We start from the raw sequence: 26,103 nt of genomic DNA on the forward strand, positions 1-26,103 counted from the left end.
GCGCTTTTTTGATGTATTGCCGTTATATCACAATTTTTAGCCAGTTTTTTAGTTATATTTTCAAAACACAACCTATGAGAAAGAATAAGATTTTGATTTGCACGGTTGCAGGAATAGGCTTGCTATTCGCATCCTGCAGTTCAGACAATGACGGTTTTGAAAGAAGCATAGCCGGCAAATGGAATTACAACAAAACGATCGTAACAACAGGTAATGGCACTCCTGTTGACCAAAGTTATGTAGGCCATGAAAATGGCTGTGAGAAAGACCATGTCGAGTTTAATGAAGGAGGTATTTTCCGAAATGTTTTGATGAACAAAGACCAGAATAATGCCTGCGTTGAAGATGCCAGCCAGTCAACCTGGGCGAAAAATGGGAATACGCTAACAATTGGAACAGATACGTATCAGGTTACAAAATTAAACGGTTCAGAATTGCGGTATGAAAATACAGTAGATGTGAGTGGCGTTCCGGTAAAAGTCGTCAAAGTTTTTACGAAAAACTGATTCCGGATTAATAAAAAAGGCTCCCATTGGGAGCCTTTTAATTTAAACTATCTCAGCGCTTAGTCCGGCTTCTAACAGCTGGGTACACTGTGGTTTCAATTCGTCTAACGAACCCGTTTTTACGGTACATTTTCCTTTATAATGCACAATGATAGAACATTGCTCAGCTTGCTCGGAAGTATGATTGCATACACGTATCAAGGTATCGATAACATGGTCAAAGGTATTCACATCGTCATTATAAAGAATAATTTCATTGTTTAAGGAAGTCAGTTCTTCAACCAGTACTTCTTCTAAAATTTTTTCTTTAGTACTCATATTCAAAATTTTGTCTAATTTACGTATTTCAGGGCTACCCAGTTGTTTTTTTGATGTTTTTTAACATAGGTTAGTCCCTTTTCAGTGCATGAAGCATCAATCACAGGAATGTCTTCTTCATAAAAGCCGCTTAGGAAAAGCGTGCCTCCCGAATTCAGACAATCTACATATTGTTGCATATCTTCCAGCAAGATATTTCGGTTGATATTAGCAATAATCACATCATAATTACGTCCGGCAAGTAAAGCCGCATCACCTTCGTAAACCGTAATATGATGGCAGTTGTTGCGTTCTGCATTTTCAATGGAGTTTAAATAACACCAATTGTCAATGTCTATGGCATCAATAGGTTGTGCTCCTTTCATTTCTGCCAATATTGCTAAAATCGCTGTTCCGCAACCCATATCGAGCGTTTTCTTTCCCGTTACATCCGTTTCAAGCAGATGCTGTATCATCATGTGTGTCGTTTCATGGTGTCCGGTACCAAAAGACATTTTCGGTTCAATAACAATATCATATTTGGCATCCGTCTTTTCATGAAAAGGAGCACGTACATGGCAGATTCCATCAACGTCGATCGCTTCAAAATTCTTTTCCCATTCTTCATTCCAGTTTACCTGCTCAATTTCTTCTATCGTATAACTCACGATAAATTCTGGCGAGGTTAATATGAAAATATCTTCAAGTACATCTTCAGTCCAAAGTGCTTTCTGGATATAAGCTGTGACTCCAAATTCAGTTTCAATGAAGCTTTCAAAAGGTTTTTCGCCCAATTCGGCTACAAGAATTTCAGAACCCAGTTCTTTTGGTTCTACTTTGAAGTGATATCCCAGATAGGTATTTGCCATAACATTAAATTTTTGCAAAGGTAATATTATCATAACATTCAGCAGTTAAAATTAATATTAAGTTTGCGCTATGATAACGTATGCTTATTTTTATACAAAGAAAGATAACATTTGTTTCCTGAGTGTTTCCAAAATGTGAATTAACTTTTGTCGAAAATTACACTAATCAAAATTCAAAATGAAGAAAATTTTACCGCTCTTTCTGTTGTTTCTGGGATTGGCCGCACAAGCACAAGATATCAAGATTAGCACAAAAGACAATGACCTTAAACTTCCAACCTTGCCGTATTATAATTTCGGACGCGGTTTGGGACTGACGTCTCCCGATAGCCTTTTCCAGTTGAATATTCGTTTCAGGATGCAAAACAGGGTAACTTATATACAGAATGAGGGTGAAGATGCGGCTTATGACGGACAAGTAAGACGATTGAGATTGCGTTTTGATGGTTATGTAGGGAACCCGAAATTTCTGTATGCTTTACAGCTTTCATTTGCCCCGGGCGATGTAGGTCAAATAGAAGAAGGAGAAAATATCAATATTATTCGTGATGCGGTGGTTTATTACAGACCTAACAAAAGCTGGAGTTTTAGTTTTGGACAGACCAAATTGCCGGGTAACAGACAAAGGGTGAATTCTTCCGGAGGTTTACAACTAACGGATCGTTCGATCAACAATGCGAAGTTTACAATTGACAGGGATTTTGGTTTTCAGGCACATTATCTGAATGATTATGCAGAAAAGTTTTCTTATAATGTTAAGACAGCTGTAAGTACCGGAGAAGGAAGAAACTGGACAAAAAGCAATGATAATGGAGTGGCGCTTACCGGAAAAGTAGAAATTTTGCCATTTGGTGCGTTTTCAAAAGACGGTGTTTATTTTGAAGGAGATCTTGCCCGTGAGAAAAAGCCAAAACTGATGCTTTCAGCGGCTTTCCAGCAAAACAACCATGCCAGAAGAACACAAGGGCAGTTGGGTGATGATTTATTTGAGCAGAGAACCATGAAATCTGTTATGCTGGATGCGATTGTAAAATACAACGGCTGGGCGGCAATGTCAAGCTATATGTCAAGAACGGCGAATAATCCGGTTACAGTTAATCCGGAAGATGCACAGGATATAAAGTATGTATTTACCGGTAGCGGTATAGATTATCAGTTGAGCTATCTTTTCCCAACCAATTATGAAATTATTGGAAGATTCTCTACACAAAAAGTAAATGATGATATCAGGCAATATGCGCCAAACACCAAACAATACAGCATTGGGCTTACAAAATACATCTGGGAACACGCTTTCAAATTGCAAGGAGAGTTAACACTAGACGACCTGAATTATTTTGACGGAAGTTCTAAACAAAATTGGTATTTGAGATTTCAGGTTGAAATAGGGATTTAATTACCAAAAATATATCATTTAATAAGCTGGCATTCTATACTGAATCCAGCTTTTTTTATTTCCAAAAAATAAATTTTTAAGCCTTGTAAAACATACTTTATTTAATACTATTCTCGTTACAGATTTGATTAAATTTCTGTTATGAAAAAGTTTGGACTGGCCTTGGTTTTGTGTTTGGCTTTTCTCTCCTGCGAGAAGAAAAAGATAACACATTCTTTCTGTTTTTGGAAAACGAAATGGTACATTTATGAGGAAGATATTAAACTACAAAAAGAAATGGACGTGCAGCACTTTTATGTACGCTTTTTTGATGTAGATTGGAATCCGTATGATAGAGAACCACGTCCGGTGGCAACACTACGACGGTCAACATTACTACTGCCTTATGAATCCGATATTCAGGAAATTACTCCCAGTATTTTTATTACAAATAATGTGCTTTTGAATTCAAACAAAGGGCAATTGGATACGCTGGCAAAAAACATTCAGAAAAGAATGCATCTGATTCTTGATAAATTTCATGAAGTCGAAAGCCAAAAATATGCCTTTGATTATGCTGCTAAGGTTAAAAGACCATATGAATCTAAACTTATAGACTCTATCATGGAAATCGAAAAGAAAAAAGGGTCCAAGATGCCTAAAGAAGTCCTTATTGACTGTGACTGGACTGTCAAATCAAAAGACAATTATTTTTACCTTTTGGAAAAATTAAAACAACCCGACTATAAGTTAAGTGCAACGATTCGTTTATGGCAGTATAAATATTTTGAAAAGGCAGGAATTCCGCCGGTTGATAAAGGTTTGCTGATGTGCTATAATTTGAGTAGTCCAAGTGAACGTAAAACAGAAAACTCCATAGCAACAAGTCGTGAAATAGAAGAATTCATAACACATAGCGACTATAAGCTTCCATTGGACATTGCGTTGCCAATTTTTAGCTGGTCGGTAGTATTTAGGGGCGATCAGTTTAAAGGAATTATTTCTGATAATAGTGCTGTTGATTTCGAGAATGACACTCTGAATATAAAGAAAATAACAGACAATAAATATGTCCTGAAAAATGATATGATTATTGGCGAAAGTTTCTTTAGAAATGGAGATGAAATCCGGATTGAGAAAATTTCAGACAGTGAAATGCAAAAGATGATTAAGCATATAAAAAGTAAAATCAAGCTGGAAAACAACGCAAGAATTACCTTCTTTTCCTGGGATACTAAATTCATACAAAATTATGGCACTGATAAAATCAACTCGTATTATGCGCAATTTGAGCGTTAGCTTCCTTTTGCTTTTCACGGTTTCTTCTTTGGCTTGCGGCTGGTTTGAATCAGCCGAAACAATTCGACTTGCCATTTTTCGTTCAGAGCGAGCAGGCTCGGAAAGATTGAGGAGTTTTTATTATTCTTCGGATAATTATTTTCAGACTTATTTAAGTTCTAAGCGCGATCAGATAGAAAACTGTAAAGAATGGCAGAAAGAACTGGGAGGTAATGTGAAATGGGAAGATGTATATAAGTTACAATATGAAACCGATTCAGAAAAATTCCAGACAGCCTATAAAAGTAATACCTTAAAAGAAGTTTTTAAAGGAAATACATTTATAGAAAATCTTCTTCTGCCTAAAAATAAGGCACTCCTGGATTATTTCTCAGATGCAAAACATACAGAATATAACTATTCCGGAATTGAAAAATGGGAAAGTTGGGATAATCTGGACCAAAACTATGATTCCGAAAGGAAGGGATTTCCGGAGTTTCAGAAAAAATTAGAATCAGCTAAAACCGAATTTTTAAAACAACGTTATGCCTATCTACTAATGCGTTCTTATAGCGTTTCGCCAAAAGAAATGGTTCGTCTTTATGATACGTATTTTGCGAATTCAACAAATAAAACGATTCTTCAGCCTTGGGCACTTTTTTTTAAGGCAATCAGTACAGAGAATTCGGCAGAAGCGAACTATTATTTGAGCCAGGTTTTGGCTTCCTGTGATGATAAATCGTTTGCAACGATGCAGAATTTTAATAGAAAATATACTGATCAGACACTTTCTTTTGCCAGGAATAATACAGAAAAAGGAAACATTTTGGCTATGCGTGCTTTAAGGAATCCGGCACCTGCTTTTGAAGACATCAAAAAAGTATATGGATATATTCCGCAGAGTGACTATTTCAGTTTCTTGGTGGGAAGAGAAATCAATAAACTTGAAGATTGGATTTTTACACCAAAGTTCACTAGGAGAGGCCCTTCAGTACAATTTTCTGAAAAACAATGGTATGATGATTATGAAGTCGCCAGGCGGCAGAACTATGAGAAAGACATCAAATATCTTAGAGAATTTAGGGATTATCTGATTAGTGTTTTCCCAAATTTATCAGGCGAACAGAGAGATTATATGTGCAGCGCCATTGCACAGCTTTGTTTTATGGATGATGAGATACAGTTAGGCAAGTATTACGCTTCGTTGATTTCTTCTAGTGCAAATCCTTCTATCATAGCTCAAAAAAACATACAGTTGGCATTAGTTGAAGTGAAATTGGGCGATGTGAATTCTGAAAAGACAAAAAACATCATACTTAATTCCATAAATGAACTTTCTGATTTGGCAGAAAATGACCATTCATTTTTTAAAAGTCTTTACTCCCTCACAAGACTTATAGGCTATGAATATGAAAAAAAGAAAGATATAGTTACGGCGGGATTTTTATTTGCTAAGTCAGAGAGATATAAGACCTTTACCTATGGCTATTCGGAGTTGGATTATTTTAGTAATTATCCAGAATTGAATTATGCCCCTATTGGTTATTTTGACCGATATGCTTCTGAAAAAGATATGGAAGGAGTGATAACACTTCTTGGAAAAAAGAACAAGACTGCTTTTGAAACGTATTTATGCAGTAGTGCGGCACCAATTGATTTTTATAAAGATGTAAAAGGAACAATTGCTTTTAGGAATAATAATCTTGAACTGGCAGCAGAAACATTTGAAAGCATGGACCAGAATTTTTGGAAGAATGCTTATCAGTACGCCAACTATCTGAATGAAAACCCTTTTATACCGAAAGCTTTGGCGTATAAAGACAAGAAAAATTTTAATTATGATTTCAATAAAACAAAGTTTATACAGGAACTTACTCGTCTCAAACAATCCAATACGCCGGAGAGCTTATTAAAATTGGGACATGCCTATTATAATGTCAGTTATTTTGGGAATTCATGGATGATGTCGAGCTATTCAAATAATAATTATCATGATACAGATGCGACTTCAGATTATTATTTTATGACCGATACTACGGAGCGTCGTAAGCTTTTCCAAAACGGAAATTATTATAGTTGCACAATGGCGAAAGACTTTTATAAAAAAGTACTTGAAAATGCAAAATCTAACAAAGAACAAAAAGCCATGGCTTTGCTGATGATTCATGTCTGTAACGAGAATGCTTTTTCTTTTAATAAAGATTACGATTCAAAAGAAATATACAAGGCAGGGAAGGAGCTATATGAATTTTATTCCGATTATAGCGATACGAAGATATTCAAGCGTTATAGCTGCCCGCTTTTGGAGAGTTATATAAAGTAAATGTACAAACTTAGCGTCTTTGCGCCTTTGCGTGAAAATAGCTCGCAAAGGCGCAGAGTTGCAAAGCATATACGGGATAGCAAATAAAAAGCCGGTTTCAGGACGAAACCGGCTTTTCAAAAAAGGAAGGTAAAGGAAGGATTACTACTTCACAACAAGTTTCTTTGTAATTCCTTCTGAAGTTTTTACCAGATAAATACCTGATGCAAATGAAGAAGTATCTATTGTCAAGGCTTGTTTTGCCTTGTGAATTGATTTTCCTGTATAGTCGAAAACTTCGATATCGGCTATTCTGTTAAAGTATACGATTCCGTCAACTGCCGGGTTTGGGAACAATACGAACGTTTTAGGCTCGTTTTCAAATCCAGGTACAGAAAGGTTTTCAGCATTTATTTCAAACAAAGTCAACGTACCGCTGATTTCATTAGCTACTATGATATAGCCTTTGTTGGTAGGGCTGTTTTCGGCTTTGATGTATGTAATACCTTCCGGACCATGGTCACCGGCATAAGCAGAAACGCTACGACTGTTTTTATAATCTACAAATTTCACATCGTTTGGATTGGTCACGTCATATACCATAACACCACCAACTCTTTCCAAACCAATAAAAGCAAAAGTCTTTCCTGCAATTTCAGCAAGTGTAACACCTTCTGGTTCTGGACCTTTAGCACGGCTTCTTCCTTTTGGCGTATTATCTTCGTGATCGGCATTAAAGATTGGATTGATAGATGGTGTGAAAGCAGTGTACATTTCAAAATCGTCACCGCTATCAAAAACAAGCTGTTTGGTATCAGTATTAAAGATGGAGAAAGAACGTCCGCCTAAAGCATAAATTTGTTCAAAATCGGCATCCGCATCTGTATTCCCTGAAAAGGCAGACACTCTGAATCGACCCGCATTATAGCTTTCTTTTAGCATAGCTGCCTGTGGATAAGCTGCTGCATCCAATCCATAGCCAGAAGCTCCGATAGTGATACGCTCAACAAATCCTGTATATTCTTTTTCATCACCTTCGTTAGCCGTTACAATATAGTTGGAACCTCCAACAGAATATGTAGCGATTCCATCAGGTTGGTAGAATGATTTTATTGGCCAGTTGGCAATCAAAATTTGTCCGTTATTATCAGAAATATCCGCTCCGTTTCCAACTACGCTCATGTCTTTTGTACCTAATGCCCAAATAGACGTGTACGTGTTGTTTGTCAGGTTGATTTCTGCGATAGCATTGTTTTCCTGTAAGGCAACCCATGCTTTTTGAGAATCAGCACTAATAGTGATGTATTCCGGTTCAAGATCTTGTGACAATGTGCTTGATGCTTTTAACTTTCTAACACCACTAGCAATAAGAGCTGATTCCTGACTGTTGAATTGTGTAAACAACATTGTAGTTACGTTAGATTGAGAAAGTGAAGCGATACCACCTGAAATGTCTATTACGCTAACAGAACCTTCCGGATCAACGGTATAGTCTGCATTAGGTTGTCCTTCGTTAGCTGTCAATACTTTTGTACCGTCTGGTGTGAAAGTAATCATATCCGGAAGTGCACCAACAGTAACCTGTTTTTGGAAAACACCATTAGTATTGAAAAACACTACAGAACCGTCAAGAGCTTCGTTTGTATTTGGTGATGCTACGGCAACAATTCCATTTTTAACAGCAACGCTTGTCACACCGCCATAAGGATTCATGTTGATAGAGGTCACTACCGTTAAAACAGTTGGATTCGAGAAATCAATAATGTCAAGATAACCCGCAACGGCACTCGTTGTGAACAATCTTTGGGAAATAGGATCGTGTACTACAATTTCACAAGTACTGCTATTGCTTCCTGAAGGATCAAAACTTCCGATATAGTTCAATTGGATATCGTTGTTTGGAACTTTTGGACCTCTGTCGTTATCCTTGATATAGATGGTAGCCATTGGATTTCCAGTAATAGTATATCCAACTGGATTTTCAAGACTCAATACAAAATATTCTGCCTGTTGTTCAGGAGTTGTATCGTCAATAATCGGAATCTGGATGGTCTGTGCCAAAGTACTGGCTGAAGTAAAGTTTAATGTTCTTGTTGTGAATGTAAAATCGTTTGAATCAGCTGTACTGAACGGAGCCGCTTTTACAACCAAGTCTACAGAACCAGTTGTTGCAGCAGCAAGATTGACAACAAAATTTAAAACTCCGGCATCCTCATTAACAGTAATAAAATTAGAAGCCAATGATAATGTAGCGTTAAAGCTAAAGTTGTAAGTATAAGGACAAGCCATAGTAGTACCAGAAGCATCCTGGATATTGCTGATAACCAAAGCATAATTTGTAGCAGGAGCAAAAGGAGCTGAGAAAGTTAAAGTAGCAATATTGTTTGATACGTTAACTGAGCTAAGGTTTGCAACTCCGGTATAATTAGCAACGTTAGAAGCTGAGGCAGTATTCAGGTTGGCATTAAATGTAATCTGAAGGGTAGTGTTGTTTATCACAACCGCATTCTGTACCTGCAATGAACTTGGGAAATTCCAAACCGGCCAGGTTTGGGGTGCTGTACCTCCGGCAATAGCTAACCAGTTGGCAGGATTAAGAATTGCCGCTTTTAAAGCAGCTGCAGTTCCAGTTTGTACACCGTTATAATAAGCGTTTACTGCATTTCCGGCATCGTTTCCTGGTGCAGTTGAAGTGTTTAGCGCGCTTGTTCCGTCAATCAATCCGGCTGGAATCATTGATAAGCTCCCGCTGCAAGAAGTATTTGTAGTAACCCAACCGTTTGAACTTAAGGCTGTGATATAATTTGGAGCAGCAGCTGTTCCGGAATAAACGATAACCTGATCGCCGCCAGAACTTAATCCGAAACCAGAACCTGTAACTGTTCCTTTGCTTGCAATTAAAGCTGAGGTTTGGATTTTTACTACTGAACCAGCAGGAATACATTCGTTAGCACCTACAGTCCATACAATCCCGTTTGGACATTGCGGCTGCGTGTTAGAGGTATATTTTGAATCTGTAAAAGTTAGAAAAGTACCTGGAAGAATCTCTACAAAAGTAACAAAAGCAACTTCGTCTTCTGTTCCGGAAGCATTCATTCTATAAGCTACAAAGGCCAAATCTCCGGCTTGGAATTGAGTTTGTACCGCAATGGTAGTGAAAGAACTTGAAGTAACAGCTGTTACTGCATTACCGCTAAGATCTTCTACCGTATTTGGAAGCAAAGCAACATAATACGTTTGGTTATTAGCCAGGTTTGAAGTAGGGTTGATAGTGATGGTGTTTCCTGAAATGGTAGCATCAAATGGAACCAAAGCTCCAGATGCGTTATTCAGGCGTAATTCTACCAAAGCATCAACATTAGTATTGTCGATTGCAGCATCGTTAACTAGTCGGACGGCTTCGTTAAAACTTATAGTGATATTAGCACTTACAGCAATATTTGTACTGGAATTTGCAGGAACATAAGTTACAGTAGGAGCGACAGTATCGCCACCGCCAACAGGGCTACCTTCAGCAGTAAAGTTATCAAAACGGTTATTGCCGACAGTTCCACCCGCGCCAACTTCGAATTCTACTTTTAGTTTAAAATTCGGGTTATTATCTGCTGCTGCAATAGCACTGAAATCTAATGTTTCTAAAGCAGGATTTCCGTTGTTAGGAGCGATGGTAGCAAATGGAACAAAAGTAGTTCCGTCAACAGTATACGACCATTTTTGGTTTCCGGCTCCGGAACCTGAACGGCGTGTAGCAAATTTTACGATGATGTTTTCATATCCGGTTGTAGGCAATGCAAATTGCAAAGCGCCACCAATCGGGTCGTTAAAACGTAAATGTGTGCCAGGAGCATCATTGTTTCTGGCATTTAGGTTTTGTACATCAAATGCTTGTCCGGTTCCTCCGGCAAAGTCAATAACGCTGATTCCTCCTGCGATAGCAGTTAATGAAGCGCCAGTAACAAATGTTTGCGTTGGAGTTGTGATAGCTGCTTCGGAAGCATTGTTGTTAAAATTCCAATAATGGATAAGAGTTTGCCCATACGTAAATTGGGCTGCAAAAAGGAGGAGAAGCATCTGGAGTACTTTTCCGATTTTTGAGGTGTAGTTGTTTGACATAAGTATGTAGTTGATTAATTCCGACAAAAGTCACTATGTGGTGTTAATCAGCTATTACTGTCTCATAAAAGAATGTTTAAGAGAAGCTTTCCGGATGTTTTATAAATGTTAAGGCATAATGCTGGCTTAATGTTGCCTTAATAAAAAAGCCCGGATTTTGCATCCGGGCTTTTTTTATGATAACTATTTGATACTTATATAGAAGCGACAATAGCAGCAAAATCAGATGCCTTTAAAGCAGCACCGCCAATCAGTCCGCCATCCACATCAGGCTTAGAGAAAATTTCTTTTGCGTTGTCTGGTTTTACGCTGCCTCCGTAAAGGATTGAAACTTCTTCAGCAAGCGTGGCACTGTATTTAGCAGTAATTGTTTCTCTGATAAATTTGTGCATTTCCTGTGCTTGTTCCGGCGTAGCGGTTTCGCCTGTACCAATAGCCCATACTGGTTCGTAAGCAAGAACGATGTTTTCCCAATCTTTTGCTTCCAGATGGAATAATCCGTCTCTTAATTGGTTTTCAACAATGTTAAAATGATTTCCAGATTGTCTGTCTTTTAATTCTTCTCCAAAACAGAAAATAACCTGCATATCGTGTTTCAACGCAGTGTTTACTTTTTCAGCAAGCAGAGCGTCAGTTTCATGGAAATAAGCTCTTCTTTCGGAGTGCCCTAAAATAACGATGCCCACACCAATACTTTTAAGCATATCGGCAGAAATTTCACCTGTAAAGGCACCGCTTTCAGCCTGATGCATATTTTGTGCAGCAACACCTATGTTGGTAAACTCAAGATGGTCAACAGCAGAAGCCAGATTAACGAAAGTAGGAGCTACAATGATATGAGCTTCTACATCGTTTGGAAGTTTATCAATCAGGTCGTTTAGTAAATCTTCTGTCTCTTCGGCGTTTTTGTGCATTTTCCAGTTACCTGCAACAATCTTTTGTCTCATTATTTTAATTTTTTTAAAGTAGCGTTTATTTTATCAAAATCGGTTTCAATAGCTCTATAGATGGCGATTTTTCCTTTTTTATCAATGACAATATATCTCGGAATCCAATCCAGGTCTATAGCTTTTCCAAATTTACCTTTCATACCGTCCGGAGCAAGATAATGCTCGCCTTTAAGCTCGTGCTTTTCAATTCCGGTTTTCCATTTATCGGCAGTTTTGTCCATCGAAATAAAGATATAGTCTGTCGTTGGGCTTTTTTCCTGCATATCTTTGACTTTCGGCATTGCCTTAACGCAGTCACCACACCACGAAGCCCAAATATCAATTACAAGGTTTTTTCCTTTGTGTTTGTTTACTATTTCCTTGAAAGAGATTTCTTTTCCGTCTAATGTCTGTAATTTCTCAGCCAAGGCTTCTGGAGAAAATTCGCTTTTTTGCGCTTTAGAACACGAAATAGTTCCCAAAACAACAAGAAGTGATAAGAATATTTTTTTCATTGTTTTTTTTCTTAATGTGATAAGCAAATATAGTATTAAGTTTTCAGAAAGATTTATTAAATATTGGCTGTTTGTAGGGTTTTTTACGCAAAGGTTTTCGTCAACCCAGGCAGGGTTGAATAACTACTGCAATCGAATCTTCGGGTCCAAATAAGCATATACCATATCTACCAATATATTAATCACTACAAAGGTTGTAGCAATCACCAATACTGATCCCATAATTACAGGAAGGTCTAAATTATTTAAAGCCTCTACGATTTCTTTTCCCAAACCGTTCCAGCCAAATATGAATTCTACAAAAACAGCTCCTGCCAACATCGAAGCAAACCAACCCGAAATAGCAGTTACTACAGGATTCAGGGAGTTTTTGACAGCATGTTTTCTAATAATCTGAAATTCCGACAATCCTTTGGCGCGGGCCGTTCGGATATAATCCTGTCCAAATGTTTCCAGCAGCGAATTACGCATTAGCTGTATCACAACGCCTAACGGACGAATACCCAAAACGATTGCAGGAAGCAATATGTTTTTCCATTGGATATAGTGTCCTTCACCAAAATCATCTACCTCATACAAACTTCCGGTCATATTCAATCCGGTATATTCGTGTAACAGGAATCCGAAAAGCCAAGCGAATAAAATAGCGCTGAAAAAGGACGGAATACTCATTCCAAGCGTACTCAGCAAAGCGATAACCCGGTCAATCCAGGTATCTTTATAAAGAGCCGAAACAATTCCGAGCAGGATTCCGATAACAATAGCAATAACAATGGCAAATAAAGCCAATAGGAAGGTATTGGGTAACGTATTTCCAATAACATCTGATACTTTCTTTCCGCTTTTTTGGAAACTTTCACGCAAGTAAGGTGTTTTTAATACGACTTCATTATTCCCGATAGAAAACAAAGGCAGCGCATTATATTTTCCTTCCGTAAGAAAAGTGTAGTCGTCCTGATTTTTGCTATGGAAAGAAACAGGCGAAAGATCGTTCAGGTAGTATAAATATTGTGTTGAAATTGGTTTGTCAAAACCATATTTTTTTTTGACGATTGCCAGTTGCTCCGAATTTTCATTCTGGTCGAGCATCATTCGAGCCGGATCGCCTGGCAATACATTAAATAAAAAGAATATGACTGTAACAACTCCAAAAAGTGTCAGCAGTGCATATCCTATTTTATGTACTAAGTATTTAATCAATGAAGCTTATTTTTTGAGCTCAGAATAGTTCTTTTTCAAGACATTTTGCAGTTCAGAACCTACGAATTTCTTTTCGTTGATACCGTCCCATTCCTTGATTTTGTTTCCATTCCAAAGGTAAATCACTCCTGGAGTATCTTTGCTGGTACCTAAAAGTTTCCAGAAAGGAATCACTTCCAAAACTTTATACGGGTATTCCGCTCCGGCAAATTTGAAGAATTCAGGAATCTTTTCAGGTTCTTCGTTCATAAACAATACAGATACTTCAGGGAAGTTTTTGTTTTTAGCTTTCATTTCGGCAAGTTCTTTCGCTACGTCACGGCAATGGTCGCAACCCGGAACAAACAGACAGATAATTTTTTTGCCCTGGTCTGCTTTGCTGAAATATTGCGCATAACCTGATTTTTGAGGAGCAGGTTCGTCTGTTGCCTTAGTCTCAGTTTCAGTAACAGGAGCTTCAGTCGTTTTAGTTTCAGTAGCAGGAGTTGTTGCTAAAGAATCGGCTGATTGCGTAGGGAAGCTCTCTAATGATTCCATCGGCAAACCAGAAGCATCATCAACATTTCCTTCTACAACTTTTGGCTGTATGGGAGCCATCATAAAAATTGCCAATATAGAAGCAAGGGTAATGGTTGTCAATACCCAGAAATTCTTTTTATCAGTAGCTCCTTTTGGTAATAAATAAAGCAAATATGCCAAAAGTACTATTGCAATAACATTTTTGATAATAGCCTCAATAGGTGTCATAGGAAGCAAGCTACCAAAGCAGCCACAGTTCCCGGTATTGCCACCATTCTGAATCGTATCAATAGTCAGGTGAGTTGTGAATACTGCAAGCATTAATATAGTAGCAGGAATTACCCATTTCTTTAAATAATGCGGTTGAAGCAGTAAAAGCCCCAATGCTAACTCAATTCCGATTAATATTCTGGAAAAGAAAACAGAAAAATCTTCTGAAAATCCCATTGGATATAACTGTTTCACTTCAAAAGTAGAAATAGCAAAATAAGGCGACGGGTATAATTTAGCCACAGCCGAAATTAGGAATAAGAAAGAAATCAGAATTCGGATGGCCCAAGGCAGGTATTTTTTAAAGTTTTCCATGAGTTTAAGTTTTCTCAAAAATAAAGCTAATGATATGTCTAATTTGTTAATGAGTTGTTATTTGGCAAAACCCATCAGGATCAAGGCAAAAACAGAATAATTAATCATATCCTGATAGTTTGCATCAATACCTTCAGAAACAATTGTCTTTCCTTTGTTGTCTTCAATCTGCTTTACACGCAATAATTTCTGCAAGATCAAATCAGTAAGAGAGCTTACTCTCATATCGCGCCAGGCTTCGCCATAATCGTGGTTTTTGGCTTCCATAAGTGCTTTTGTCAACGCCACCTTTTCATCATAAAGCTGCGTAGCTTTTGCAGTGTCTAAATCCGGCTGGTCAACTACGCCCAAATCAAGCTGGATTAGTGCCATTATAGAATAGTTGATAATCCCGATAAACTCTCCTGTTTCATCTTCATCCACCTTACGGACATCGTTTTCCTGAAGGCTTCGGATTCGTTGCGCCTTGATAAAAATCTGGTCGGTTAACGATGGCAATCGCAAGATGCGCCATGCACTACCATAATCCTGCATTTTATTGATATATAAAGTACGGCAAATGCCTATTATGCGGTCAAACTCTTGAGAAGTACTATTCATTATTTGATGTATCTTTGTATGAAATTTGTCCAAAAATAGTGAAAAAAGGTTTAGGGCGAAAAGCAAAAAGCCTTGCAATGGACAATTTTCCAATCCTACAAAAATTATAAAGACGAGAACCAGGCAAATGAACTGCAAAGGAACGCTTATCGACCTCACAACTCCCAAAGTAATGGGAATATTGAATATTACTCCCGATTCTTTTTACGATGGCGGAAAAAACGACAGCGAACAGGTCATTATAGATAAAGTAAAACAGATGCTTGATGAAGGCGCTACTTTTATTGATATTGGAGCCTATTCTTCAAAACCCAATGCCGAATTTGTTTCCGAAGCAGAAGAAATAGGGCGGATTATTCCGGTAATCGACCTGTTGATAAAAGTTTTTCCGGAAATCATTATCTCTGTCGATACATTCCGTAGTGAAGTTGCCAAAGCGGCAATCGAACATGGAGCCGCCATCATCAATGACATTGCTGCCGGCGGATTAGATGACAAAATGATGGAAACTGTTGCGAAATACAACGTACCTTACATCATGATGCACATGCGTGGCAATCCGAAAACGATGCAAAGCCTGACGCAATACGGCGACATTATTAAAGACATGCTCTATTACTTCTCAGAAAAAGTAAACCACGCCCGTAGCCTTGGCATTAACGACATCATTATTGATCCCGGTTTTGGTTTTGCAAAAACAACCGAACAGAATTTTGAAGTAATGAACAAACTCGAACTGTTCCAAATGCTCGAACTGCCAATCCTATCAGGCATTTCCAGAAAATCCATGATATACAAAACACTAGGAACAACGCCCCAGGAATCCCTCAACGGAACCACAGTCCTCAATACAATTTCCCTACTTAAAGGTGCTAAAATATTGCGAGTTCACGATGTAAAAGAAGCCGTTGAAAGCATCAAAATCTATCAAGCAGTCAATAGTTTTTAGTTGATAGTGGATAGTTTATAGCAGTTGTTAGTTGATAAGGGATAGTCTTTAGTTATTAGTGGGTTCGGATAAGAAGTGTTTGCTTCAGAGAATTTTTGATTTAAGATTTTTGATTTTAGAGAAATCTAGTTCTATAAATGAATTTGTTTATACCGCAAGCCCAACTAAAAACTATCCCTTATCAACTATCAACTATTGGTGATGATATGGTTCATTCCTCAAAATAGTAAAACCTCTATACAACTGCTCAATAAAAAACAAACGAACCATCTGATGGGAAAAAGTCATAGCCGATAGCGAAATCTTTCCCTGAGCCTTTGCATATACCGCATCCGAAAAACCATAAGGACCGCCAATAACAAAAACCAAAGTCTTGATGCCTGAGTTCATTTTCTTCTGCAATTCTTCAGAAAACCCAACACTCGAAAAACTCTTGCCATTTTCATCCAGTAACACAAGCTGGTCCGTTGCGGCCAATTTTGATAAAATCAATTCGCCTTCCTTTTCCTTTTGCTGTGCTTCTGAAAGATTCTTTACATTTTTGATATCCGGAATAATATCCAACTCAAACTTAATATAGAAAGACAATCGCTTTTGATAATCATCAATCAGCGTCTGTAACGATTTATTGTCGGTCTTGCCAATGGCGATAAGTTTGATGTTCATTTTTTACTAAGATTTTAATCACTAAGTTTCTAAGTGTTGCGAGGCAAAGATAAGCCTATCTCATCAGGAATTCAAAAAATAGAAAACCCAGTAAATTGCGGGCAATTAAATAAAGCAAACAGCATCCAAGTCTAAAGATTTTATTAATTTAGCTTCAATTAAAATTGCAAGATGATTTCAGAAGCACAGTTTCAGAACGAATTAAGACTAATTATAGAAAACGGAATACGCGAAGATGTAGGCGATGGCGATCATAGCTCATTAGCCTGTATTCCAGCAACAGCACAAGGAAAAGCCAAACTTTTGGTAAAAGACGAAGGTATCATTGCCGGAGTAGAATTTGCCAAAATGATTTTCCACTATGTGGATAAAGACCTAAAAGTAGAAACATTTATTCAAGATGGAACTCCTGTAAAATATGGAGATGTTGTCTTTCATGTTAGCGGAAGTTCGCAATCCATACTAAAATCAGAACGTTTGGTATTAAACGCCATGCAGCGTATGTCTGCCATAGCAACCAAAACCCAATCCTTTGCACATCTTTTGGAAGGAACAAAAACCAAAGTCCTTGACACCAGAAAAACAACACCTGGTATCCGTGCTATTGAAAAATGGGCAGTGAAAATAGGAGGAGGAGAAAACCACCGTTTTGCATTGTATGATATGGTTATGCTAAAAGACAACCATATCGATTTTGCCGGAGGAATTACTAAAGCCATCCAAAAAACGAACGACTACCTAAAACAAAACAATTTAGACCTGAAAATAATAGTCGAAGCAAGAAATTTAGAGGAAGTGCGTGAAATCCTGCAATCGGATAACGTGTACAGAATATTGCTCGACAATTTTGATTATGATATGACCCGTACTGCCGTAGATTTAATCGGTGACCAATGTCAGACGGAATCTTCAGGAAATATCAATGAGAAAACCATCCGATATTATGCAGAATGCGGAGTAGATTATATCTCATCCGGAGCGTTGACCCATTCAGTCTATAATATGGATCTTAGCCTAAAAGCCATCTAAAACAAACAGGGTGACAAAGATAATAGAAGACAAGCTCGAAAAAATTCCCGTAATTCGTTCGCTAATGCATCTCACGCAGCGTATCAAGCTGCCGTGGCTTGAAGGATTGTCGTTTTACGATCTGCTTGAACTCTATTTTATCGGAATTGCCAAAGGAGCGTTTTCGTATAGGGCGAGTGCCATTGCCTTTAGCTTTTTTATGGCGCTCTTTCCATTTGCCTTATTTATCCTAAACCTAATCCCATACATTCCCATTGAAGGATTTCAAGCCGATTTCCTGAAATTCGTAGAAGAAAGCGTACCACCAAATACCTATGAGGCTATCTACCAAATCATCAATGACATTTTAAACAATAGTTATAAAGGATTGCTTTCCTCGGGTTTCCTGCTTTCTATCTTTTTGATGGCAAATGGTGTCAATGCCATTTTGGGAGGTTTTGAAATTTCAAGACATATTACCGTTACTCGTGGTTTTTTTAGGCAGTATGCCGTAGCTTTAGGTATAGCCATTATATTGTCGGTCTTATTAATTGTAACCGTTTCTGCGATTGTTGTTTTTGAATATATCATACAGCGCATGAAAAGCGAAGGTCTGTTTGAAAATATCAATTTTGTCAGTATCGGACGTTTTGTATTCGTCGGATTAATGATCCTGACTGCTACTTCCATACTCTTTAAATTCGGAACCAAACAAACCCGACGCCATTCCTTTTTTAGCATAGGCTCTGTTTTTACAACCATTTTGATTATCCTGACCTCCTTTGTATTCGGGATTTATGTAGTGCGTTTTGCAAAATACAACGAACTATACGGCTCTATCGGAACGCTTCTGATTCTGATGATTTATATCTGGCTGAATTGTATGATTCTTTTGTTGGGCTTTGAGTTAAATGGAGCGATTAATAGGTTAAAGAGGAAGAATTTGTTTAATTGATTTTTTTAGGTTCTAAGGGACTAAGTTGCTAAGGTTCTAAGTTTTGTTTGTGCTAATTTGAAAAATCAGCGGAAATCAGCAAAATCCATATAATCAGCGTTTAATTTTAAGGCTCTAAGAGATTAAGGTTCTAAAGTGTCGCGAGTATTCTTATTGGTCTAAAAAATCCTTTTAATTTTTGAATATAAAAGTATTCCGGCAAACCCTTATCTTTGTAAAAACCAAACAGCCTTTAAATGTATTTTGTAGAAGTCATTCTTCCTCTGTCTTTATCTAAAACTTTTACCTATAGGGTTTCAGAAACAGAATACAATTACATTCAAAAAGGAATGCGTATTGCAGTGCCATTTGGCAAAAGCAAGGTATATACGGCATTGGCTATAGAGTTGCATCAAAATGAACCTGCTCTATACGAAGCCAAAGAAATCCATCAGATTTTAGATGAAATTCCGGTCGTAACCGAAATCCAGATTGCCCATTGGCAATGGATTGCCTCGTATTATATGTGTGCCATTGGTGATGTATATCGTGGAGCCATGCCTTCGGCTTTGCTGTTAGAAAGCGAAACCATCATATCACAAAAAAAAGAAACCGAAGTAGACGAGACGCAGCTTTCAGACGATGAGTTCCTTATTTATGAAGCCTTACAGCACCAAAGCTCACTTAAAGTATTGGATATTGTAGCCTTATTGGGCAAGAAAAATGTTTTCCCAACAATCCAAAAACTCATCGACAAAAAAATACTGGCTGTTCAGGAAGAAGTAGTAGAGTTATACAAACCAAAGCTCACACGCTATATCCGTTTGCATCAAAATTATGTTGAAGAAGCCAATTTGGTTGCCTTGCTGGACGAACTAAAAAACGCTAAAAAACAAAAAGAAATTCTATTGAGTTATTTTCAACTCAATGCTTCTCAGCAAAAACCAATTTCTGTAAAACAGCTTTTAGAACATTCCCAAGCTACATCTACTGTGGTAAAGGCATTGGTAGACAAAGCTATTTTTGAAGAATACTACATACAGGAAGACCGTGTTTCTTTTGATAAAAACCAAAAAGAAAATAACCTCCAACTAAGTACTGCCCAACAAAAAGCGTTCGATGAAATTTCAAGCGCTTTTGAAGAAAAAGAAGTGTGCTTGTTGCATGGCGTAACTTCCAGCGGCAAGACTGAAATCTATATACGGCTGATTGAAAGCCATATCGCTACCGGCAGACAGGTATTGTATTTATTGCCGGAAATTGCACTAACAACACAATTAGTCGGCAGATTGACAGCCCATTTTGGGAACCAGGTCGCCGTATTCCATTCCAAATACACCAATAACGAACGTGTGGAAGTATGGAAACAAGTATTAGAAAATTCACCAAAAGCAAAGATTGTAATAGGAGCCAGGTCTGCACTGTTTCTGCCGTTTCATGATTTGGGACTTGTTATTATTGACGAAGAACATGAGCAGACGTTCAAGCAATACGATCCGGCTCCAAGATACCACGCCCGCGATGCGGCAATCGTTTTGGCAAACTATTACAAAGCTAAAGTGCTTTTAGGTTCTGCCACGCCAAGTCTGGAAACCTATTTTAATGCATCAGGCGGTAAATATGGTTTGGTGGAAATTACCGAACGCTTTGGGAATGTAATGCTACCCGAAATTGAATTGGTCGACCTTAAAGACAAATATTTTAGAAAAAGGATGAAAGGCCATTTTAGCGATACGCTGCTGGAAAACATGGCAGAAGCGTTGGCGTTAGGTGAACAGGTAATACTGTTTCAAAACCGTCGTGGCTATTCGCCTGTATTGGAATGTATGACTTGCGGTCATGTTCCTGAATGCCCGCAATGTGATGTTAGCCTGACCTATCATAAGCATAAAAACCAATTGCGATGCCATTATTGCGGCTATGCTATGGCAAAACCTACGCGTTGCCATAACTGTTCAAGTGTTGACCTTACCACAAAAGGATTTGGCACGGAACAAATTGAAATGGAACTGGCCGGTTTGTTTCCTAATAAAAAAGCAGCCCGAATGGATCAGGATACCACTCGTGGCAAATATGGCTATGAGAAGATATTGGACAGTTTTAAGAATCGGGAAATAGATATTTTGGTAGGAACACAAATGCTTGCCAAAGGTTTGGACTTTGATAATGTTTCGTTGGTAGGCATCATGAATGCCGATAATATGCTGTATCATCCGGATTTCCGTGCTTTTGAAAGAAGCTACCAGATGATGACGCAGGTATCGGGCAGGGCAGGGCGTTCCGGAAAAAGAGGCAAGGTTGTTATCCAGACGTATAACCCGAACCACAATACAATACAACAGGTTACGAACAACGATTATATCGGCATGTATAAAGAGCAGTTATACGACCGACATATTTTTAAATACCCGCCGTATTTCCGTCTTATCAAGATTACGCTAAAACATCGTGATTTTGAAAAACTAAAAGACGGTTCCATGTGGCTGTACCAGGTCATGAGCCAAAATCTCAATATGCCGGTATTGGGCCCGGAAGAACCGGCAATAAGTAGAATCAGAAACGAGTACATCCGTACAATACTAATTAAGATTCCTCAAAATCAGCCGCTGGGAAGCACAAAAAAAACTATCCAGAAAATACTGAATAGTTTTGAAGCGGTATCGCAATACAGGCCAATTAAAGTGGCTGCAAATGTTGATTTTTATTAAGCGGAAGCCAGGGCTTTTACCAGGTCCTCTTTTTTATTCCTACTCAAAGGAATTTTAGTTACGCCAATTTCAGCAAACTTGCTGTTGAACTTATCTACTTTGTCAATATTGATGATAAACGATTTATGCACACGAATAAAGCGTTCTTTTGACAAATCGTTCTCAAAAGACTTCATGGTTGACAATACCAGATGGTTTTCATCTTCAGTGACTACTTTTACGTAATCACCATAAGCCTCGATCCATTTGATTTTAGAAGTAAAGATTTTTAGTTTTTTTAGATTGCTCTTGATAAAAATATGCTCGCTATCCTCGTCGATATTTTCTTTGCGTAACAAATAAAGATCCATTGCTCTTTTTACGGCAGCATTGAATCGTTGCGGTGAAATAGGTTTCTGAAGATAATCTGTTGCATCATAATCAAATGCTTTGACAGCATATTCCGCCTTAGATGTAATAAAAATAATCTGCGGTTTTACTTTCAATCCGTCAAGCAAATCAAATCCATTAATCACGGGCATTTCTATATCTAAAAAAATAAGGTCTACTTCTTTATTGGTAAGGCAATTTTTAGTTTCAATGGCATTGGAAAAATCGCCCACCAAATTCAGGTTCGGATGATTCGCAACCAATTTGGTCACCGTCATTCTTTGTATGGCACTGTCATCTACTACAACACAATTCAATTTCATAATAAATCAGAATTTATAGATTGGGTACGATAAATGTAGAACAATTTTTTTATTAAAAAACAATATTTTCCGCATTTTTTTGTAATTCATCGAATATAATGGATTTTCACTTGCGGATTAAAAATAAATAGTTACTTTTGCACCCAATTTTATAACAAATAAAATCATTGTATTATGAATCACTATGAAACTGTTTTCATCTTGAATCCCGTTTTATCTGAAGTACAGGTAAAGGAAACAGTAAGCAAATTCGAAGATTTTCTTACTTCCAGAGGTGCAGAGATGGTATCAAAAGAGGATTGGGGCCTAAAAAAGATGGCTTACGAAATCCAACACAAAAAAAGTGGCTTTTACCACCTATTTGAATTCAAAGTAGCTCCTGAAGTATTAATTGCTTTCGAAACTGAATTCAGACGTGACGAAAGAATAATGCGTTTCTTGACTGTAAGTCTTGACAAACATGCAATTTCTTGGGCAGAAAGAAGAAGAGAAAAACTTAAAGCATCTAAAGCGTAATTATTATGTCTACGATTGAACAATCAGCAAAAGGAAAAAAAGACGGAGATATCAGATATCTTACGCCTTTGAATATTGAAACAAACAAAACTAAAAAGTATTGCCGTTTCAAAAAATCAGGTATCAAATATATCGATTATAAAGATCCAGATTTCTTATTGAAATTCGTAAACGAGCAAGGGAAAATCCTTCCACGTCGTTTAACTGGAACTTCATTGAAATACCAAAGAAAAGTGTCTGTAGCTGTTAAAAGAGCAAGACATTTAGCTTTAATGCCATACGTGGCCGATTTATTAAAATAGTAAAAACACAGTTGTTGGTTTCTGAGTAACGAAACCTAACTTCTACAAATTAAGGACAACAACATGGAACTTATCTTAAAAAAAGACGTTCAAAACTTAGGTTTTAAAGATGATATCGTAACTGTGAAAAACGGATACGGACGTAACTTTTTAATCCCACAAGGATTTGCTCATATGGCAACTCCTTCTGCGAAAAAAGTATTGGCTGAAAACCTAAAACAAAAAGCTCACAAAGAAGCTAAAATTGTTGATGACGCTAAGAAATTGGCTGAGGCATTAAAAGCTCTTGAAATCAAAATTTCAGCTAAAGCTGGTGGTGAAAAACTTTTCGGTTCTATCACTAACATCGACATCGCTGATGCTTTGGAGAAGCAAGGTCAAACAATCGACAGAAAATTCATTACTTCTGGAATCGTTAAGCGTACTGGTAAATACAGTGCTACTGTTAGATTACACAGAGAAGTTATCGTAGATTTGCCTTACGAAATCGTAGCTGAAAAATAGTATTTTCAATACTGAAATATAAAAGTCCCGATGAAAGTCGGGATTTTTTTTTATAAAATGCCTATGGCCTTTAGTTTATAGCATAAAGCATAAAAGATGAAATACAAAAGATTAACAAAAGAACAGTTTGAAGCACTTCACCAGGAATTTGCTAATTTCCTGGCGACACAGTCAATCGATAAGAACGAATGGGATGCTATCAAGGCTGAAAAACCGGAAGTTGCAGAACAGGAATTGGATGTGTTTTCTGACCTGATTTGGGAAGGTGTTTTGACCGGTGCTCACTATTTGGAGCACTTTTCTAAAAACTATATTTTCCTTTTCCATTGTCAGGAAAAAGTAATCAAATCGATTGTGCTTAAAGCGCTTGCTCCTGATGTCGATTTTATGACTAGAGAAGGATTGCAATGGCTGAGTGACAATATGTTTACTGAAACGGTAGAAATCAAGATAGGGCAGAAGGAATATGAAGAAGAAAGAAACGATGCGATTTTCAATCTGATCCAACAAGGCGCTATACTAAGCGACGGACAGTTATATTTGCAAATCAATGGTATAATTCAGTCGTCATAAAATCGTAATATTTATTGAAAATTGGTTATTTTAGTGCTCTGTTTACAGAACTAAACTAGCCAATTTTTTTTATGGATATTCAGAGTACCATCCAATCGTTGCGGGACGAATTAAATCAGCATAATTACAATTATTATGTTTTGGATAATCCCACAATTTCTGATTATGATTTTGATACAAAACTAAAAGAACTCCAGGAGCTTGAAAGCAAACATCCTGAGTTTTTTGACGAAAATTCCCCAACGCAGCGCGTAGGCGGGATGATTACCAAAAACTTTGAAACCATTACCCATAAGAACCGAATGTATTCTTTGGATAATTCCTATTCAAAAGAAGATGTTTTGGATTGGGAAAAAAGAATCCAAAAAATATTAGGTGATGTTCCGTTAGAATACACCTGTGAGCTGAAATATGACGGAGCTTCTATTTCCATGACTTACGAGCACGGTAAGCTAAAACGCGCTGTAACACGTGGTGACGGATTCCAGGGGGACGATGTGACTAATAATGTCAAGACAATCCGATCTGTTCCGTTGCAGCTAAAAGGCAATTATCCGGATAGCTTTGAAATTCGTGGCGAAATCATATTGCCGCTCGAAGGTTTTGCCAAAATGAATCAGGAATTGATAGAAATAGGCGAAACACCTTATTCAAACCCAAGAAATACAGCTTCAGGTAGCTTGAAATTGCAAGACAGTACTGAAGTGTCAAAACGACCTTTAGATTGCCTTTTATATACTTTTATTGGCAACGATGTTAAATTTTCAACCCATTTTGAAAGCCTGGAAAAAGCCAGAAGTTTTGGTTTTAAAGTACCTAAAGAAGCCAGGCTGGTAAAAAGCATTGATGAAGTTTTTGACTTTATCGATTATTGGAATATCCATCGTCATGACTTGCCTTATGAAACCGATGGTGTAGTTGTAAAAGTTAACAACCTGCATTATCAGGATGAATTAGGCTATACTTCCAAATCGCCACGTTGGGCGATAGCTTATAAATTTAAGGCAGAGCAGGTTTCTACCCATCTGAATTCTATTTCCTATCAGGTAGGGCGTACTGGAGCAATTACTCCGGTAGCCAATCTCGAACCGGTACAATTGGCAGGAACCATCGTAAAAAGAGCCTCATTGCACAATGCAGATCAGATTGAAAAACTTGATATCCGCGTTGGTGATGAAGTTTTTGTAGAAAAAGGAGGAGAGATCATTCCAAAGATTATAGGTGTAGACTTTACAAAACGCTCTTTGGATTTATTACCGACAGTCTATATTACAAATTGCCCTGAATGCCAGACTGAATTAATCAGGAAAGAAGGTGAAGCCCAGCATTATTGCCCGAATTTTTACGGATGTCCGCCGCAAATCATAGGAAGAATCCAGCATTATATTTCCAGAAAAGCAATGGATATTGAAGGGCTTGGTGGAGAAACGGTAGCATTGCTTTTTAATAACAATCTGGTGCAGAATTATGCTGACCTGTATGATCTTACTGTTGAACAAGTCATTCCTCTGGAAAGGATGGCGCAAAAATCAGCAGAAAATCTGGTTAACGGAATTGAAAAATCCAAAGAAGTTCCTTTTGAAAGGGTTTTGTTTGCTCTTGGAATTCGCTATGTGGGCGAAACCGTTGCAAAAAAATTGGCAAAACACTACCAAAATATCGATAACCTGAGCAATGCCAGCCTGATGGACCTGGTTTTAGTAGATGAAATCGGTGAACGTATAGCGCAAAGTGTAATTGAATTTTTCGAGAATCCTGAAAACCGAATCATTATCCAGAGATTACGTGATTATGGTGTCCAGCTCGAAGCTAAAACCGTTTTTAATCCGGATGCAACAGATAAACTGTCAGGAAAAACCTTTGTGGTTTCAGGAGTATTTGAAAAATTCTCACGTGATGATCTAAAAAAATCAATTGAAGATAATGGAGGGAAAGTAGGAAGCTCTATTTCTGCCAAGACAGACTATGTAGTCGCTGGCGATAATATGGGACCGGCTAAACTGGAAAAAGCCAATAAACTGAATGTTCCAATCATCTCAGAAGATGATTTTGTCGCAATGCTGGGAGAATAAAATATCAGTCTGAAAACCGATACAAAACAAAAAAGCCATTAAAATTTTAATTTTAATGGCTTTTTAATCTGCGATATCCGCGTCTATCCGC

At 37.6% G+C, this 26,103-nt stretch carries 23 protein-coding genes; 13 read left to right on the plus strand and 10 right to left on the minus strand.

The annotated features are described in order from the left end of the window. The first annotated feature begins 74 nt into the window (after positions 1–74). Positions 75–506, plus strand: a complete 432-nt coding sequence (locus ABH942_RS10425; protein WP_370031716.1) for a lipocalin family protein — start codon at positions 75–77, stop codon at positions 504–506. A gap of 42 nt (positions 507–548) precedes the next feature. On the opposite strand, the gene ABH942_RS10430 is transcribed toward ABH942_RS10425, so the two are convergent. Both ABH942_RS10430 and prmA read right to left on the minus strand, forming a co-directional pair. Beyond that, on the minus strand, positions 549–824 hold the full coding sequence (locus ABH942_RS10430) for an ATP-dependent Clp protease adaptor ClpS (protein ID WP_056065742.1): 276 nt from the start codon (positions 822–824) through the stop codon (positions 549–551). A gap of 14 nt (positions 825–838) precedes the next feature. Further along, positions 839–1,672: a 50S ribosomal protein L11 methyltransferase gene (prmA, locus tag ABH942_RS10435; RefSeq protein ID WP_370031718.1), complete on the minus strand. Its 834-nt coding sequence runs from the start codon at positions 1,670–1,672 to the stop codon at positions 839–841. 178 nt (positions 1,673–1,850) lie between these two features. On the opposite strand from prmA, the gene ABH942_RS10440 reads away from it, so the two are divergent. From ABH942_RS10440 to ABH942_RS10450, 3 genes are all read left to right on the plus strand, one after another. Continuing rightward, entirely contained in the window at positions 1,851–3,068 is a 1,218-nt protein-coding gene (locus ABH942_RS10440; protein ID WP_370031720.1) for a porin, read from the plus strand. Positions 3,069–3,209: 141 nt separating this feature from the next. Continuing rightward, positions 3,210–4,346, plus strand: a complete 1,137-nt coding sequence (locus ABH942_RS10445; RefSeq protein WP_370031722.1) for a hypothetical protein — start codon at positions 3,210–3,212, stop codon at positions 4,344–4,346. Continuing rightward, positions 4,300–6,648 (plus strand): hypothetical protein, encoded by a 2,349-nt coding sequence (locus ABH942_RS10450; RefSeq protein ID WP_370031724.1) that lies wholly within the window; start codon positions 4,300–4,302, stop codon positions 6,646–6,648. Before ABH942_RS10445 ends, ABH942_RS10450 begins: the two co-directional genes overlap by 47 nt. A 144-nt stretch (positions 6,649–6,792) precedes the next feature. Here the strand turns inward: ABH942_RS10450 and ABH942_RS10455 are convergent, their stop codons facing one another. From ABH942_RS10455 to ABH942_RS10480, 6 genes are all read right to left on the minus strand, one after another. Continuing rightward, positions 6,793–10,740, minus strand: coding sequence for a choice-of-anchor I family protein (locus ABH942_RS10455; RefSeq protein ID WP_370031726.1), 3,948 nt, complete (start codon positions 10,738–10,740; stop codon positions 6,793–6,795). A 194-nt stretch (positions 10,741–10,934) separates the two neighbouring features. Next, on the minus strand, positions 10,935–11,687 hold the full coding sequence (gene tpiA / locus ABH942_RS10460; RefSeq protein WP_370031727.1) for a triose-phosphate isomerase: 753 nt from the start codon (positions 11,685–11,687) through the stop codon (positions 10,935–10,937). Continuing rightward, the gene (locus tag ABH942_RS10465; protein WP_370031729.1) at positions 11,687–12,184 is read right to left on the minus strand and encodes a TlpA family protein disulfide reductase; all 498 of its coding nucleotides are present in this window, start codon (positions 12,182–12,184) and stop codon (positions 11,687–11,689) included. Before ABH942_RS10465 ends, tpiA begins: the two co-directional genes overlap by 1 nt. A gap of 123 nt (positions 12,185–12,307) precedes the next feature. Next, positions 12,308–13,384: an ABC transporter permease gene (locus ABH942_RS10470; protein ID WP_370031731.1), complete on the minus strand. Its 1,077-nt coding sequence runs from the start codon at positions 13,382–13,384 to the stop codon at positions 12,308–12,310. Between the two features lie 6 nt (positions 13,385–13,390). Further along, positions 13,391–14,488, minus strand: coding sequence for a MauE/DoxX family redox-associated membrane protein (locus ABH942_RS10475; RefSeq protein WP_370031733.1), 1,098 nt, complete (start codon positions 14,486–14,488; stop codon positions 13,391–13,393). Positions 14,489–14,545: 57 nt separating this feature from the next. Next, a complete protein-coding gene (locus ABH942_RS10480; protein ID WP_370031735.1) occupies positions 14,546–15,088 on the minus strand; it encodes a DUF1599 domain-containing protein in 543 nt (180 codons plus the stop codon). 127 nt (positions 15,089–15,215) lie between these two features. Between ABH942_RS10480 and folP the strand changes: the two genes are divergently transcribed. Then, positions 15,216–16,037, plus strand: a complete 822-nt coding sequence (gene folP / locus ABH942_RS10485) for a dihydropteroate synthase (RefSeq protein ID WP_370031737.1) — start codon at positions 15,216–15,218, stop codon at positions 16,035–16,037. Positions 16,038–16,229: 192 nt separating this feature from the next. Here the strand turns inward: folP and rlmH are convergent, their stop codons facing one another. Beyond that, entirely contained in the window at positions 16,230–16,703 is a 474-nt protein-coding gene (rlmH, locus tag ABH942_RS10490; RefSeq protein WP_370031739.1) for a 23S rRNA (pseudouridine(1915)-N(3))-methyltransferase RlmH, read from the minus strand. Between the two features lie 171 nt (positions 16,704–16,874). On the opposite strand from rlmH, the gene nadC reads away from it, so the two are divergent. The 3 genes from nadC (at position 16,875) to priA (ending at position 21,353) form a co-directional block, all read left to right on the plus strand. Beyond that, a complete protein-coding gene (gene nadC, locus ABH942_RS10495; RefSeq protein WP_370031741.1) occupies positions 16,875–17,732 on the plus strand; it encodes a carboxylating nicotinate-nucleotide diphosphorylase in 858 nt (285 codons plus the stop codon). Between the two features lie 10 nt (positions 17,733–17,742). Next, on the plus strand, positions 17,743–18,666 hold the full coding sequence (locus ABH942_RS10500; RefSeq protein ID WP_370031744.1) for a YihY/virulence factor BrkB family protein: 924 nt from the start codon (positions 17,743–17,745) through the stop codon (positions 18,664–18,666). A 236-nt stretch (positions 18,667–18,902) separates the two neighbouring features. Further along, positions 18,903–21,353 (plus strand): primosomal protein N', encoded by a 2,451-nt coding sequence (gene priA / locus ABH942_RS10505; protein ID WP_370031746.1) that lies wholly within the window; start codon positions 18,903–18,905, stop codon positions 21,351–21,353. Here priA and ABH942_RS10510 read toward each other — a convergent pair. After that, positions 21,350–22,045: a LytTR family DNA-binding domain-containing protein gene (locus tag ABH942_RS10510; protein ID WP_056065783.1), complete on the minus strand. Its 696-nt coding sequence runs from the start codon at positions 22,043–22,045 to the stop codon at positions 21,350–21,352. The two genes, priA and ABH942_RS10510, sit on opposite strands and share 4 nt — an antisense overlap. 174 nt (positions 22,046–22,219) lie before the next feature. Here ABH942_RS10510 and rpsF point away from each other — a divergent pair, with 174 nt between their 5' ends. The 5 genes from rpsF (at position 22,220) to ligA (ending at position 26,012) form a co-directional block, all read left to right on the plus strand. Continuing rightward, a complete protein-coding gene (rpsF, locus tag ABH942_RS10515; RefSeq protein WP_370031748.1) occupies positions 22,220–22,561 on the plus strand; it encodes a 30S ribosomal protein S6 in 342 nt (113 codons plus the stop codon). Positions 22,562–22,566: 5 nt separating this feature from the next. Next, the gene (gene rpsR / locus ABH942_RS10520) at positions 22,567–22,863 is read left to right on the plus strand and encodes a 30S ribosomal protein S18 (protein WP_128390470.1); all 297 of its coding nucleotides are present in this window, start codon (positions 22,567–22,569) and stop codon (positions 22,861–22,863) included. Between the two features lie 63 nt (positions 22,864–22,926). Beyond that, complete coding sequence (gene rplI, locus ABH942_RS10525; protein WP_370031750.1) at positions 22,927–23,367, plus strand: 50S ribosomal protein L9; 441 nt, start codon at positions 22,927–22,929, stop codon at positions 23,365–23,367. 96 nt (positions 23,368–23,463) lie between these two features. After that, positions 23,464–23,940, plus strand: coding sequence for a DUF6495 family protein (locus tag ABH942_RS10530; protein ID WP_370031751.1), 477 nt, complete (start codon positions 23,464–23,466; stop codon positions 23,938–23,940). A 71-nt stretch (positions 23,941–24,011) separates the two neighbouring features. Further along, positions 24,012–26,012, plus strand: a complete 2,001-nt coding sequence (gene ligA, locus ABH942_RS10535; protein ID WP_370031753.1) for an NAD-dependent DNA ligase LigA — start codon at positions 24,012–24,014, stop codon at positions 26,010–26,012. Positions 26,013–26,103: the final 91 nt, after the last annotated feature.

This window comes from Flavobacterium sp. 28YEA47A, from assembly GCF_041262125.1.
GTDB lineage: Bacteria > Bacteroidota > Bacteroidia > Flavobacteriales > Flavobacteriaceae > Flavobacterium.

What these genes read in the sequence shown, in the direction of transcription:
- ABH942_RS10465 (WP_370031729.1), bottom strand. Translation starts at nt 12,184, where the DNA reads ATGAAAAAAATATTCTTATCACTTCTTGTTGTTTTGGGAACTATTTCG.
- ABH942_RS10445 (WP_370031722.1), top strand. Translation starts at nt 3,210, where the DNA reads ATGAAAAAGTTTGGACTGGCCTTGGTTTTGTGTTTGGCTTTTCTCTCC.
- ABH942_RS10425 (WP_370031716.1), top strand. Translation starts at nt 75, where the DNA reads ATGAGAAAGAATAAGATTTTGATTTGCACGGTTGCAGGAATAGGCTTG.
- rlmH (WP_370031739.1), bottom strand. Translation starts at nt 16,703, where the DNA reads ATGAACATCAAACTTATCGCCATTGGCAAGACCGACAATAAATCGTTA.
- ABH942_RS10430 (WP_056065742.1), bottom strand. Translation starts at nt 824, where the DNA reads ATGAGTACTAAAGAAAAAATTTTAGAAGAAGTACTGGTTGAAGAACTG.
- rpsF (WP_370031748.1), top strand. Translation starts at nt 22,220, where the DNA reads ATGAATCACTATGAAACTGTTTTCATCTTGAATCCCGTTTTATCTGAA.
- nadC (WP_370031741.1), top strand. Translation starts at nt 16,875, where the DNA reads ATGATTTCAGAAGCACAGTTTCAGAACGAATTAAGACTAATTATAGAA.
- ABH942_RS10440 (WP_370031720.1), top strand. Translation starts at nt 1,851, where the DNA reads ATGAAGAAAATTTTACCGCTCTTTCTGTTGTTTCTGGGATTGGCCGCA.
- ABH942_RS10510 (WP_056065783.1), bottom strand. Translation starts at nt 22,045, where the DNA reads ATGAAATTGAATTGTGTTGTAGTAGATGACAGTGCCATACAAAGAATG.
- folP (WP_370031737.1), top strand. Translation starts at nt 15,216, where the DNA reads ATGAACTGCAAAGGAACGCTTATCGACCTCACAACTCCCAAAGTAATG.
- priA (WP_370031746.1), top strand. Translation starts at nt 18,903, where the DNA reads ATGTATTTTGTAGAAGTCATTCTTCCTCTGTCTTTATCTAAAACTTTT.
- prmA (WP_370031718.1), bottom strand. Translation starts at nt 1,672, where the DNA reads ATGGCAAATACCTATCTGGGATATCACTTCAAAGTAGAACCAAAAGAA.
- ABH942_RS10450 (WP_370031724.1), top strand. Translation starts at nt 4,300, where the DNA reads ATGGCACTGATAAAATCAACTCGTATTATGCGCAATTTGAGCGTTAGC.
- rplI (WP_370031750.1), top strand. Translation starts at nt 22,927, where the DNA reads ATGGAACTTATCTTAAAAAAAGACGTTCAAAACTTAGGTTTTAAAGAT.
- ligA (WP_370031753.1), top strand. Translation starts at nt 24,012, where the DNA reads ATGGATATTCAGAGTACCATCCAATCGTTGCGGGACGAATTAAATCAG.
- ABH942_RS10480 (WP_370031735.1), bottom strand. Translation starts at nt 15,088, where the DNA reads ATGAATAGTACTTCTCAAGAGTTTGACCGCATAATAGGCATTTGCCGT.
- ABH942_RS10455 (WP_370031726.1), bottom strand. Translation starts at nt 10,740, where the DNA reads ATGTCAAACAACTACACCTCAAAAATCGGAAAAGTACTCCAGATGCTT.
- rpsR (WP_128390470.1), top strand. Translation starts at nt 22,567, where the DNA reads ATGTCTACGATTGAACAATCAGCAAAAGGAAAAAAAGACGGAGATATC.
- tpiA (WP_370031727.1), bottom strand. Translation starts at nt 11,687, where the DNA reads ATGAGACAAAAGATTGTTGCAGGTAACTGGAAAATGCACAAAAACGCC.
- ABH942_RS10475 (WP_370031733.1), bottom strand. Translation starts at nt 14,488, where the DNA reads ATGGAAAACTTTAAAAAATACCTGCCTTGGGCCATCCGAATTCTGATT.
- ABH942_RS10530 (WP_370031751.1), top strand. Translation starts at nt 23,464, where the DNA reads ATGAAATACAAAAGATTAACAAAAGAACAGTTTGAAGCACTTCACCAG.